General features: G+C 35.3%; 12 protein-coding genes. 7 read left to right on the top strand and 5 right to left on the bottom strand.

Features of this window, described 5'->3' with window-relative positions; translation table 11 throughout:
• Nucleotides 1-65: 65 nt before the first annotated feature.
• Entirely contained in the window at nt 66-773 is a 708-nt protein-coding gene (locus tag BD809_RS12695; RefSeq protein WP_148783356.1) for a LytR/AlgR family response regulator transcription factor, read from the bottom strand.
• Between the two features lie 163 nt (nt 774-936).
• Here BD809_RS12695 and rpsF point away from each other — a divergent pair, with 163 nt between their 5' ends.
• The 6 genes from rpsF (at nt 937) to BD809_RS12665 (ending at nt 7,280) form a co-directional block, all read left to right on the top strand.
• Nucleotides 937-1,275: a 30S ribosomal protein S6 gene (gene rpsF / locus BD809_RS12690; RefSeq protein ID WP_148783355.1), complete on the top strand. Its 339-nt coding sequence runs from the start codon at nt 937-939 to the stop codon at nt 1,273-1,275.
• A 5-nt stretch (nt 1,276-1,280) separates the two neighbouring features.
• Nucleotides 1,281-1,577, top strand: coding sequence for a 30S ribosomal protein S18 (rpsR, locus tag BD809_RS12685; protein WP_148783354.1), 297 nt, complete (start codon nt 1,281-1,283; stop codon nt 1,575-1,577).
• 16 nt (nt 1,578-1,593) lie between these two features.
• The gene (gene rplI, locus BD809_RS12680) at nt 1,594-2,043 is read left to right on the top strand and encodes a 50S ribosomal protein L9 (protein ID WP_148783353.1); all 450 of its coding nucleotides are present in this window, start codon (nt 1,594-1,596) and stop codon (nt 2,041-2,043) included.
• Between the two features lie 94 nt (nt 2,044-2,137).
• On the top strand, nt 2,138-5,287 hold the full coding sequence (locus tag BD809_RS12675; RefSeq protein WP_148783352.1) for a TonB-dependent receptor: 3,150 nt from the start codon (nt 2,138-2,140) through the stop codon (nt 5,285-5,287).
• An 85-nt stretch (nt 5,288-5,372) separates the two neighbouring features.
• Nucleotides 5,373-5,858: a DUF6495 family protein gene (locus BD809_RS12670; protein WP_148783351.1), complete on the top strand. Its 486-nt coding sequence runs from the start codon at nt 5,373-5,375 to the stop codon at nt 5,856-5,858.
• A 93-nt stretch (nt 5,859-5,951) separates the two neighbouring features.
• Complete coding sequence (locus tag BD809_RS12665) at nt 5,952-7,280, top strand: dicarboxylate/amino acid:cation symporter (RefSeq protein WP_148783350.1); 1,329 nt, start codon at nt 5,952-5,954, stop codon at nt 7,278-7,280.
• A gap of 343 nt (nt 7,281-7,623) precedes the next feature.
• On the opposite strand, the gene BD809_RS12660 is transcribed toward BD809_RS12665, so the two are convergent.
• The 4 genes from BD809_RS12660 to gcvT form a co-directional block, all read right to left on the bottom strand.
• Nucleotides 7,624-8,046, bottom strand: a complete 423-nt coding sequence (locus tag BD809_RS12660) for a thiol-disulfide oxidoreductase DCC family protein (RefSeq protein WP_148783349.1) — start codon at nt 8,044-8,046, stop codon at nt 7,624-7,626.
• Between the two features lie 17 nt (nt 8,047-8,063).
• Nucleotides 8,064-8,774: a flavodoxin family protein gene (locus tag BD809_RS12655; RefSeq protein ID WP_148783348.1), complete on the bottom strand. Its 711-nt coding sequence runs from the start codon at nt 8,772-8,774 to the stop codon at nt 8,064-8,066.
• A 74-nt stretch (nt 8,775-8,848) separates the two neighbouring features.
• The gene (locus tag BD809_RS12650; protein WP_148783347.1) at nt 8,849-9,664 is read right to left on the bottom strand and encodes a sugar nucleotide-binding protein; all 816 of its coding nucleotides are present in this window, start codon (nt 9,662-9,664) and stop codon (nt 8,849-8,851) included.
• Nucleotides 9,665-9,753: 89 nt separating this feature from the next.
• A complete protein-coding gene (gcvT, locus tag BD809_RS12645) occupies nt 9,754-10,836 on the bottom strand; it encodes a glycine cleavage system aminomethyltransferase GcvT (protein WP_148783346.1) in 1,083 nt (360 codons plus the stop codon).
• Between the two features lie 160 nt (nt 10,837-10,996).
• Here gcvT and BD809_RS12640 point away from each other — a divergent pair, with 160 nt between their 5' ends.
• Complete coding sequence (locus tag BD809_RS12640) at nt 10,997-12,517, top strand: AsmA family protein (protein WP_148783345.1); 1,521 nt, start codon at nt 10,997-10,999, stop codon at nt 12,515-12,517.
• Nucleotides 12,518-12,561 lie beyond the last annotated feature (44 nt).

Raw genomic sequence — 12,561 nt, 5'->3', positions numbered from 1 at the left:
TTTGTAACTATACGAAAAGGAAACTACTAATTCCTACGGCTAATAAAAAATAAAATAAATTGAAATTAACCGTTCAAGGCCTCTATTAGCGAGTGCTTTTTGTGTCTGCTCAATGGTATTTTTTCATCTGCAATCTCGATATTCCTAGAGTTGTATCGCTCTACTTTATCAAGATTAACAATATAAGACTTATGAATTCTTAAAAAACGTTCACTTGGCAACTCTGCCTCAAATGATTTCATAGTTGCAAGCACAACTATTGGGTCACCATCTTCCATAATTAACTTGACATAATCCCCAAGAGCTTCCACATACTTCAATTGACTCAAGTAAATTTTACGTTTCTTTAAATTACTTTTTACAAAAATATAATCGTCATCTTCAACAACAGCTTGTTCAGCATTGAGACGTGTCATGCTCAGGGCTTTATCCACAGCAGCATTGAAACGATCCTTTTTTAAAGGTTTACGTAAATAATCCACTGCATCATAATCAAAAGCTTTAAAAGCGTACTTTGTTTTTCCGGTAACAAATATAATGTGAGGTTTATTCTCTAAATCATCAAGCAAATCAAATCCAGTAAGAATAGGCATCTCAATATCAAGAAATAAAAGGTCTACCGTTGTATCCAGCAGGCCATTTTTAGTTTCAATTGCATTGTTCCACTCTGCCACCAATTCTAATGAAGGGTGCTCATCTATTAGCTTAACGATAGCCAGTCTCTGAAGGCGCGAATCGTCTACAACGGCGCATTTTAATTGGTTTTGTTCCACTTGTTTGAGTTAATTACATTACAATATTAAGGAATATATCTTATTTGGACAAACAATTTTCGCATTTAACCGATAAAAAGAGTGTTTCATCGAAGTGCATTTATTATTTGAATATATTAAAAATAGTCTTACTTTTGCAGCAAATTAATTAAAATACATTTTTATGAATCATTATGAAACTGTTTTCATCTTGAATCCCGTTTTATCTGATGAACAGATAAAGGAAACAGTTAAGAAGTACGAAGATATTCTTATTTCTAACGGCGCCAAGATGATATCAAAAGAGGACTGGGGGCTTAAAAAGCTTGCTTACGCTATTCAACACAAAAAAAGTGGGTTTTATCACTTATTTGAATACACCGTACCAGGAGAAGCTATCAATACTCTAGAAGTAGAATACAGAAGAGATGAGCGTGTAATGCGTTATTTGACTGTACGTCTAGACAAGCATGCAATTGCTTGGGCTGAAAAAAGAAGAAATAGAAACAAACAAAAAGCGTAATTCGTATGGCATCTATAGAACAACAAGCTAAAGGAAAGAAGGACGGAGAAATTAGATATCTTACTCCTCTTAATATAGATACAACAAAAGCTAAAAAATACTGTCGTTTCAAAAAATCTGGTATTAAATATATCGATTATAAAGATCCAGACTTTTTAATGGCTTTTGTAAATGAACAAGGTAAACTTTTACCTCGTAGATTAACTGGTACTTCTTTAAAATACCAGCGTAAAGTAAGTGTAGCAGTAAAAAGAGCTCGTCATTTGGCTTTAATGCCTTATGTTGGAGATTTATTAAAATAAAATTCGTCATAACATTATGGAACTTATATTAAAGAAAGACGTTGAGAATCTAGGATTCGTTGACGATGTAGTAGAAGTGAAAAATGGTTATGGTCGTAACTATTTAATTCCTCAAGGATTAGCAGTTTTGGCAACTCCATCTACTAAGAAGGTATTGTCTGAAACGTTAAAGCAACGTGCTTTCAAAGAAAAGAAAGAAGTTGAAGAAGCTGAAAAGATTGCTAAGAAATTAGGAAACCTTGAAATTAAGTTAACTGCAAAAGTTGGTGGTGGAGACAAATTATTTGGATCGATCTCTAATGCAGATGTAGCAGAAGCTTTCGCTAAAGAAGGAATTGACATCGAAAAGAAGTTTATCACAATACCAGGTGGAACTATAAAGAGACTTGGTCAATATGAAGCTGCTGTGCGATTGCATAGAGCTGTGATAACATCGGTAGCGTTTGAAGTAATTCCTCAAGCATAATTCTACTTGAAAAATTCAATCACATATCAAAAAATCGCTCGTCAGAGCGATTTTTTGTGTTTTATTAATAAGCTATTAATTAATTTATTTTAACATGAAGAAGGGGATTCTTTTATTTGCTTTATTATTTGGATTGGTTATCGCAGTTTCTGCACAGGTGACTACTTCCAATATTTCTGGTGTGGTATACGACAATGCTAAACAGCTTTTACCAGGCGCTAACATCACCGCGCTCCATACACCTACTGGAACTAATTATGGGGGAGTAACTAACTTCGATGGAAGGTTCAATCTTATTAACATGCGTGTTGGCGGACCTTATGAAATTACTATTAGTTATTTGGGTTTCAAAAAACAAACCATTACGGATGTGTATCTGCAACTGGGTGAAACATCAAATTTTGATGTGTACCTTGTAGAAGATGATAACCAGTTAGAAGAAGTAGTAATTACTTCTAATAAGAGTGCTACTTTTAGTAGTGAACGTACAGGAGCAGAGACTAGTGTAGGCCGAAGAGAGCTTACTACATTGCCAACTATTTCAAGATCTGCTGCAGATTTTACTAGATTAGAACCTACGGCGAGTGGAAATTCTTTTGGAGGACGTAATGATCAGTATAACAACTTTAGCCTTGATGGTGCGGTTTTTAACAATCCATTTGGTTTAGATGCTGCAACACCCGGAGGGCAAACTGATTCTCAACCGATATCCCTGGATGCAATTGAGCAAATTCAGGTATCTACAGCACCGTATGACGTTACGTTGTCTGGTTTTACCGGAGCATCTGTAAATGCTGTTACCAAAAGTGGAACTAATGAATTTAAAGGGACTGCCTATGGTTTTTTTAGAAATGAAGATCTAACCGGTGGTGAGGTAAAAGGTAATGAAGTTTTTAAAGCAGACTTAGAGCAAATTCAATATGGATTTAGTATTGGTGGGCCAATTATAAAAAATAAATTATTCTTTTTTGCCAATGCAGAAAGAGATCAAAGAACAGATCTAGGATCTGCATGGGTTCCAAACACTAACAGTGGCGCAGTCAATGAATCTAGAGTATTGGAGTCAGATTTAATAGCTGTAAGCGATGCGTTACAATCTTTAGGATACAATCCTGGAGCATACCAAGGTTTTACGTACGAATCTGAATCAACAAAGGGTATTTTTAAGCTAGATTGGAACATTAACGATAAGCACAGAGCTGCGTTGATTTATAACTTTCTAACTGCTTCAAAAGAGAAACCTGCGCATCCAACGGCTTTAGGTTTTAGAGGACCTAATGCAGCTACTTTACAGTTTGAGAATTCTGGTTATGAAATTAATAATCGTATCAATTCTTTTCAATTAGAAGTGAATTCTACATTCTCTAATAAAGTTTCTAACAAGTTTCAGGCAGGATATACGCATTTTGATGACTTTAGAAATCCTTTATCAAGCCCGGCACCTGTAATCACTATACAAGATGGAAGTGGATCTAATTACATAATTGCGGGTCATGAACCTTTTTCAATAAATAATAAACTAGATCAAAAAGTTATTCAGGCCACTAATAACTTAACCATTTTTGTAGGGGATCATACGATTACTGCAGGAGCTTCTTTTGAAATGTTTAGATTTAAGAATTCTTTTAATTTAACGGCTTATGAGAATTTTGGAGGATCCAATTATTACGGACTTTTCAGACCTTATGGTAGTGTTAATGAATTTTTAACCGATGCTACTAATCCAGCCGGAGGTTTAGCAGAGAATATACAGTATGCTCAAAACCAAAATGCTTCTTTTAATGCAGCTGGAGATGGGAATGATGGTGGTTGGAAGTTGGCAGAACTAAACGTAGGCCAGTTAGCGGTATATTTGCAGGAAGAGTGGAATGTAACCGAAGATTTCAAATTGAGTTATGGATTACGTGTTGATAAACCATTATACTTTGATACCTCTGATTTAATACAAAAATATATAGATACAGATAATGGTGCCAGTCGTGATGAGAGTATTACCTATTTCAATCCACAGACAAATAACGAAGTAAATTTAAGTTCAACTACCTTGCCAACGGATCGTTTATTATTATCTCCGCGTTTAGGATTTAATTATGATGTTCTAGGGGATAAAACTTTACAACTACGAGGGGGTACAGGAATCTTTACCGGACGTTTACCATTTGTTTGGGTTGGAAATCAAGTGAGTGGAGCTGATGATGGATTTTTCCAGATTGTGGATCCTGAATTTCAATTCCCTCAAGTGTGGAGATCTAGTTTTGGGACAGATTATAAACTCAAAAATGGCGTGATCTTAACTGGTGATTTCTCTTATACAGAAGACATCAACGCGGCACACGTTCAAAACTGGGGATTGAGAGCTCCTACACAAACTTTACAAGGTGTTGACAATAGAGCAATTTATGGTGCTAATGATAAAGGAGCTAATAGTGCTTTTGTCTTAACAAACTCTAGTAAAGGTAGAGTCATCAATGCTTCTTTCAAAGCAGCTAAGAATTTCAAAAATAACTTATACGCAAGTGTCGCCTATAGTTATTTGGATTCTAAAGATGTAAATTCGATAGAGGCAGAAATTACCGGAGATGCTTTTGCATTTAACCCGGCTAACGGAAATGTAAATAATGATGTTTTAGGAAATTCTAAGTACGGAGATCGTCATCGTATTATTGCAGTAGCTTCTAAGAAATGGACGTATGGTGATGGTAAATATGCAACAACCATTTCTGGATTTGCTGAATTTGCTGAAGGGGGACGTTTTAACTATACTTATGGAGGAGATATTAATAATGACGGATCATCAGTGAATGACCTAATGTACATTCCTACTGCAGCCGAAGTGCAGCAAATGAACTTTAGTAATCCTGGGCAAGCAGCCGCTTTTGAGCAATACATCAGACAAGATGAGTATTTAAGCGACAATCGTGGTCAATATGCTGAACGTTATGCAGCTTTAGCTCCATGGAGAAACAAGATTGATTTTAAGTTTTTACAAGATTTTAATATCAACGTAGGAGAGCGTACTAATACAATTCAATTTAGTGTCGATGTGCTGAATATCGGGAACATGATCAATTCTGATTGGGGATTAGTGCAACAACCTAATAATGTTCAAATTTTAGGAGTAACGGTTGATGACAATAATCAACCAACCTATACTTTTGATCCCAACTTAACCGAAACCTTTGGATACGATGCTTCATTGCAATCCAGATGGCAAGCACAAGTGGGATTGAGATATATTTTCTAAAAGGATTAAATTACATAGAGATTAAAATCCGTTCCCATCTTTTTGGGGACGGATTTTTTAACTAAGAATTTTAAAATACAGTATCATGAAGTATACGAGATTAACAAAGGAGCAGTTAGAAGAGTTGCATCCGGAGTTTATAAACTTTCTGGCGACACAATCTATCACTGCAGAGGAATGGGATACTATTAAACAAAATAGCCCGGCAGTTGCTGAAGAAGAAATCGATATTTTTAGTGATTTAGTTTGGGAAGGAGTATTGGCGAAAGCTGAGTTTTTAGAACACTTTTCAAAAGATCAAATTCATCTTTTCAGGCTTTTGGAAAATGAGATGAAACTAATTGCTATCAAAGTGGAAGACGACTCCATTGATATCACCACGCAAGGGGGGTATGACTGGTTACGAGAAAATCTTTTGGATGATCGCGTAGTGTTTTTTAATGCAAATAAGCCATACAACGAAGATAAGAATCTGGATAAATTCAATATCATACAACAAGGTGCATCGATAACCAAAGGAGAATTGTATTTGTACTTTGAAAAGATTATGAATCATCAAAATAAAGGTTAGATTCAAGTGTAAATTAGTTATTAAGGGAATATTATCTTTTTAAACTATAAATTTATATCTTCGGCAACATCAAAAATTAAGGAACCTCATACTATGAAAAAACTGGCACTGCATTGGCAAATATTAATAGGAATGGTAACAGGAGTTGTTTTTGCCATCATACTCTCTAAATTTAGCTGGGGCGCTGATTTTATTGGGGATTGGATCAAACCCTTCGGAACTATTTTTATTAATGCTCTTAAACTGATTGCAGTTCCATTGATTCTAGCATCTTTGATCAAAGGTGTATCTGATTTAAAAGATATCTCAAAACTCTCAAAAATGGGAGGAAGAACCATAGGAACATATATTGTAACTACTGTAATAGCGGTAAGTATCGGTTTGTTAGTAGTAAATATTATAAAACCCGGTAGTGCAATTACAGAAGAAACCAGAACAGAGCTCATTGAGAGTTATAAAGGGGATGCCGATAGTAAAATTGCGGATGCTCAAAAGCAAAAAGATGCTGGACCTTTACAGGCTTTAGAGGATCTCGTTCCAAGTAATATTTTCAGCGCTGCAGGAGACAACCGTAATATGTTGCAAGTTATTTTCTTTGCAATTTTCTTTGGTATTGGTTTAATTCTGATTCCGGAAGAACAATCAAAACCTGTTAAGGCATTCTTTGATGGCTTTAACGAAGTTATCCTCAAACTCATTGATTTAATCATGTTGGTCGCTCCTTATGGGGTTTTTGCGCTGTTGGCAGCATTGGTTGTAGAATCACCAAGTACAGATTTATTTGCTGCCTTGGCGATGTACGCTTTTTGTGTTGTTTTAGGACTTCTTTTAATGATTGGGGTATATATTTTAATCGTTTGGATCTTTACAAAACGTTCCCCATTGTTTTTTATAAACGGAATTTCTCCAGCACAGCTATTAGCATTTTCTACAAGCTCCAGCGCAGCTACGTTACCGGTTACTATGGAACGTGTAGAGGAGCATTTGGGAGTAGAGAAGGAGGTCACAAGTTTTGTCTTACCTATTGGAGCTACCATTAATATGGATGGAACAAGTTTATATCAGGCAGTTGCAGCAGTATTTATTGCCCAGGCTTTTGGTATGGATTTGAGTTTAGGAGCGCAATTAGGTATAATTGCTACGGCTACGTTAGCATCTATTGGATCAGCGGCTGTACCCGGAGCAGGTATGGTGATGCTTGTCATCGTATTAGCACAAGCTGGAATTCCTGAAGCAGGTTTGGCACTAATTTTTGCAGTAGATCGACCCTTGGATATGTGTAGAACCACTGTAAATGTAACGGGAGATGCTGCAGTTTCTATGATGGTTGCAAAAAGTGTGGATAAACTGGGAGATCCTAAAGTCAAAGATTGGGATGATAACTATCCTAGCCCGGACCAAATTAAAAGAACAGGTGAGTAGTCCTTTTAATGCATTTTAAATAATTTGTTTTATAGTATAGCTACTAAGAATAATCTTTCATCAAAAGGGTGTTTTTCCCCTTACACAGTTTTATAATTGGGTTTACATTTGAATATCACAAATTATAACTCAATCTCACTACAGATGAAACGATTATTTCTACCCATTGCTTTGCTGTCTTTTGCAGTCATCTGCTTAAGTATAGTACACCTAGAGAATATTAATAAATTGGACAAAGAGTCTACCGAATTACAGCAAAAATTATCTAAAATTAAACAACAGAGCACAACAAGAGTAGGCGACCACGAGTCCAATTCCAAATGAAGAGTTGCTGACACGGTATCTATTGATCCATAAATAGGCTTTTTAATTCGGGTGTAGGGATTTGACAATTATCTTTTTTTCCGAACCATTTATAACGGTTTTTGGCAACTATATCGTAGATCCAATCTCTAAATGTTTTTGGAAGTATTAAGAAGATGGAGAGGGCTGGATATAAACCGTTAAGATGTTTAGCAATTTCTAATGCTGCGGTAGATTTATGATGGTAGGCAACATTTGGCTCAATAAGAAGAATTGAATCCAAGGCTGTAGCATCCAAATTCCTATCTTTAAGAAATTGTTGTCCAATCGAACTTTGTAAGGATGCATAGCGAAATATTTTCTTTTTATCATGAGAGATAATAAAATTGATAGCGCTATTGCAAAGATTGCAAACACCATCAAATAAAATTAATTTGGTTCCTTCAGGTATATTCACGCTCATAGCCTAGTATTTAAGTTTTATCGATATTCAGGATTTTCAAAATTCCATCGGGTTCCATCATCCCATTGTGCTCTTGAATTCCCATAGCTGGGGTACCCATTATTTGTTTTCATCATATTGGCCAGATGGAGTAAATTATACGTCATAAAGGTAGTATTTCGATTCGTAAATTCGTTGTCTTTAGCTCCTGATTCTTTGTCCAGATAACTTGGACCAGGACCTACCTCACCAATCCAACCACAATCAGCTTGCGGAGGAATACTATAACCTATATGTTGTAGTGAATATAACATACTCATCGCACAATGTTTAACACCATCTTCGTTACCGGTAATAATACAACCGCCAACCTTCCCGTAGAATATATACTGACCTTTATCGTTTTGTTTTCCGCTCATACCATACAGACGTTCAATAATCTTTGTACATACAGAAGAACGTTCTCCTAACCAAATTGGTGTTCCCAAAATTAGAATATCTGCATTCATTACTTTTTCAAACAAGGCAGGCCAAGCATCATATTCGGCATCCTCTTCGGTCATATCCGGTAAAACACCATAAGGAATGTCATAATCAACTGCGCGAATGACTTCGACATCAACCCCTTCTTTTTCAAATATTTTTTTAGAAACTTCAATAAGTCCGTGTGTATGACTTTGCCTTGGTGATTTTTTGAGGGTACAATTAATAAACAAAGCTTTCAATTCAGAAAAATCGGGCTGTTTCATAACTTTTTTGTTTAAAGTTATAAAATTAAGCTGCTCTATTACTCCACGGGTAGAAATTTAGATAATTCTTAACGTTATTGAATTACCACAGAAGTAATAACTTCCTGCGTGGTAATCTGTAAATTTTTTGGTAACTTATTATCCTTTGGTAATACAGCTAAATAACGATCATTGTTAGAATCGTATACTTGCTTAAAAATTGGATCCTGTAACTCTAATGTGTCACAAATTTCTTTAATCAAGTCAAAGTGATAGTACAAATCAGTACTTCCTAAATGAAAAATTCCTTTTTTACTTCTATTGATTATATAATGAATTTGTTGTGTAAATTTAGATATTGAAGTAGCATTTAGAATAACATTTGGGAAAATTTCTATAGGAGCATGTAGTTCATGTAAAGTCTTGATTTCTTGTATTCTCGGGGCATTCGATCCAAAAACCATAGGTACACGGGCGATTACGTATTTATGGGTAGGCAACCGCATCAATGCGTTTTCAATTTTGATTTTAAAGCGTCCGTAGACACTATCGCTTAACGTCTTATCATACTCATACGACGGATAATTGCTAAAGGCATCAAAAACATTAGCACTAGAAATAAAAATCAATTTACTTTGATGAGTTTTAATCCAATGAATAATGCGCTGATGTGCATCTAATTGCGCATTAAAATTACCACGAATCGCAGAAATGATATATGTCGGTCTAAGATTATCCAACAGAATAGAAATATCCTCCAACTCCATATCATACTGAAAAAACTTTTGATTTTTTTCGAATGCCGGATTGTCCGTTCGATAAGTAGCATACGTGTCAAAATAGGAGTTAAGCTCCTTGTAAAGCGCATTCCCTATAAATCCACTACCTCCAATGATTAAAATCTTCTTCAAATACGCTCTAATTTAAAAATAATTAAGTTTCAGAATTGTCTATATGACAACGCTGAAACTTAACAATATTGTAAAGATATCCTATATATTTAACCTTTATAAAATGGTAATTTTGTTACCGTGGCAGGTATTGCTTTCTTACGAACCTGTATAAAAACCTTACTATCTGGTTTAGCATAGGCTACTGGAACATACCCCAAGCCAATTCCTACTCCGAGTGACGGAGACATGGTTCCTGAAGTTACTACACCGATTTTTTCGCCAGACTCATTCACGATATCATAATCATGACGCGGTATTCCTTTTTCATCTAAAGTAAAACCAACCAGTTTTGTGGAAGGCCCAGCTTCTTTTTCTTTTGCAATCGCTTCGGCATTAATGAAGTCTTTGCTAAATTTTGTGATCCAACCCAAACCTGCTTCGATAGGAGAGGTAGTATCATTGATATCGTTTCCGTATAAACAGTACCCCATTTCTAATCGTAAGGTATCACGTGCAGCCAATCCTATAGGTTTAATTCCAAAAGCTTTACCGGCTTCCATTACCTTATTCCAAACTTGCTCAACTTCAGCGTTTTTACAGTAAATTTCGAATCCACCACTACCGGTATATCCCGTTGCCGAAATTATAACATTTGGGATGTCTGCAAATGGAGCAACTTCGAACGTATAAAATTTCATAGCAGATAGATCAACCGAAGTTAAACTTTGCATTGCTTCAGCAGCTTTAGGTCCTTGGATGGCTAGTAATGAGTAGTCATCAGATATGTCACGCATAACAGCGTTCATTGTATTGTGCTTACTAATCCAGTTCCAATCCTTTTCAATATTAGAAGCATTAACAACCAGTAGGTATTTTTCATCCTCTAGTTTATAGACAATTAAATCATCCACAATACCTCCTTTGTCGTTTGGAAAACAGCTATATTGTGCTTTGCCATTCACCAATTTTGAAGCATCATTACTAGTTACTTTCTGAATGAGTTCTAAAGCATTAGGTCCGGTGATCAAAAATTCACCCATATGTGATACATCAAATACACCAACACTTTTTCGTACGGTTTCATGTTCTACCGTTACACCTTCATAAGAAACGGGCATGTTATATCCTGCAAAAGGAACGATTTTGGCACCATGTGCTTTGTGAATTTCTGTTAAGGCGGTATTTTTCATTAATTCTTGCTTTTAATCTAATTGATGCCGAAAGTAAAAAACTTTATAATCCTTTGCAATGCTTTTATAAGATATAATGTTATACTCTTCTAAATGCTGTATTTAATTTAAGCGGTTTGCATTATATTGGACAGCCAAACACTAGTAGCTGTCCATCTGTATGAAAATAAAACATAGAAAATCACTAATTATAATTATTTATAGTGCAGCGTTATTATTTATTCTATATTTTTTAGTAGGTGTATGGATAGAGCATAAAATAAAAGATGCCTTAGCCGAATTGAAGAATGATCAAATTCAAGTCTCTTATTCTTCTGTTCATGTGGAACCCGTACTAGGTAATATTTCGTTAAAGAGTGCAGAATTTGACAGTAATAATGGAGAATCGGGAACTGTTGAGAAGTTCGAAATATTGGGGCTTAGTTTCTGGAAATTATGGAAATATGAGGAAATTGTCATTGAGGAAGTGGCACTTACTAACGCGAATATCTATTATAGTAACAAGGATAAAAAATCAGTTAAAGCAGGGATAGGTAAGCCAAAATCATTTGATTTAAAAATAGAGAAAGTTAACATAAGAAACGCAAAGGTACACGTCGGGATAGATTCACTTCAAAAATCATTTAAAACCAGTTTTTTAATTCAAACCTTGGGATTTACTCAAATCAATTCAAACAATGAGATAGCGTCACGTAAAATACCTTTTAGCTATGGAACGTATAAAGGAAAGATAGTAAATGTGAGAACAGCGCTGGATCCGTTTCATTCCTTTGAGCTTCGCAGCTTTACTATGAGTCAAAATAGGTGGTTAGCTGATTCCCTATCCATTACTCCGTTACTCTCGAAAAGTGCTTTTAGCGATACCTTGACACAGGAACGTGATCACATGAGGCTTGATGGTAGACACGTGCAGATCGAATCCCCTGAATTGGATGAAGTAGATGATCGACTGATTTTTAATAGTAGTTTTCTAAAATTAGAACAATTTAGCTTAGACATCTATAGAGACAAACGATTAGCTGATGATCTATCTATAAAACCAATGTACAGTGAGCTTTTACGAACTATAAATATGGGTATTGCTATTGATTCGATTGAACTTCAATCTGGCAAAATTGAATATACAGAGCATTTAGAAAAAGCAGATCATCCCGGAATGCTTTCTTTTAATGACCTCAGTATGGCGGTGAGTCCAATCAATACAGTACAACCTTTAGTTAATTCGGATATAGCTGTAAGAATAACCAGTAAATTTATGAATCAGGCGCCTATTGAAATTGACTGGAGTTTTGATGTAGAAAACACTGAGGATCCCTTCAGTATAAAAGGAAATATCAAAAATGTCAATGCATCGTCTATAAATGCATTTATTAAACCTGCTTTAAATATAGAAGCAGAAGGAAGCTTAGATGCATTGTATTTTAATTTTAGTGGTGATAAGCACACAGCTCAAGGGAGTACTGCAATGAAATTCGATGCATTTGATATACAAATTTTAAAAGAGGATGGGAGACGTGAAAAATCAGTATTGACCTTTATTTCCAATCTTATAATTGATCGAAAAGAAGATAAAGGAATTGTTAATGAGAGAGATATTGAAGTAACCCGGGATAAAACAAAGTCATTCTGGAACTATTTCTGGCTATGTATAAAAAACGGACTTGTCGAAACAATTATTTAGCAGCTAAGGTTGTTGGATGTAAAATCTTCTTTTTTTAAAAAAAT

The sequence above is a fragment of the Aquimarina intermedia genome (assembly GCF_008124785.1).
Lineage (GTDB): Bacteria > Bacteroidota > Bacteroidia > Flavobacteriales > Flavobacteriaceae > Aquimarina > Aquimarina intermedia.
Note: the sequence above shows the minus strand (reverse complement) of the source record. Positions and strands in the feature narration are given on the sequence as shown.

Bases quoted from the DNA above. Each gene is read 5' to 3' on its own strand.
- BD809_RS12640 (WP_148783345.1), top strand. From the start codon at position 10,997: ATGAAAATAAAACATAGAAAATCACTAATTATAATTATTTATAGTGCA.
- rpsR (WP_148783354.1), top strand. From the start codon at position 1,281: ATGGCATCTATAGAACAACAAGCTAAAGGAAAGAAGGACGGAGAAATT.
- gcvT (WP_148783346.1), bottom strand. From the start codon at position 10,836: ATGAAAAATACCGCCTTAACAGAAATTCACAAAGCACATGGTGCCAAA.
- BD809_RS12675 (WP_148783352.1), top strand. From the start codon at position 2,138: ATGAAGAAGGGGATTCTTTTATTTGCTTTATTATTTGGATTGGTTATC.
- BD809_RS12655 (WP_148783348.1), bottom strand. From the start codon at position 8,774: ATGAAACAGCCCGATTTTTCTGAATTGAAAGCTTTGTTTATTAATTGT.
- BD809_RS12660 (WP_148783349.1), bottom strand. From the start codon at position 8,046: ATGAGCGTGAATATACCTGAAGGAACCAAATTAATTTTATTTGATGGT.
- rpsF (WP_148783355.1), top strand. From the start codon at position 937: ATGAATCATTATGAAACTGTTTTCATCTTGAATCCCGTTTTATCTGAT.
- BD809_RS12670 (WP_148783351.1), top strand. From the start codon at position 5,373: ATGAAGTATACGAGATTAACAAAGGAGCAGTTAGAAGAGTTGCATCCG.
- BD809_RS12665 (WP_148783350.1), top strand. From the start codon at position 5,952: ATGAAAAAACTGGCACTGCATTGGCAAATATTAATAGGAATGGTAACA.
- rplI (WP_148783353.1), top strand. From the start codon at position 1,594: ATGGAACTTATATTAAAGAAAGACGTTGAGAATCTAGGATTCGTTGAC.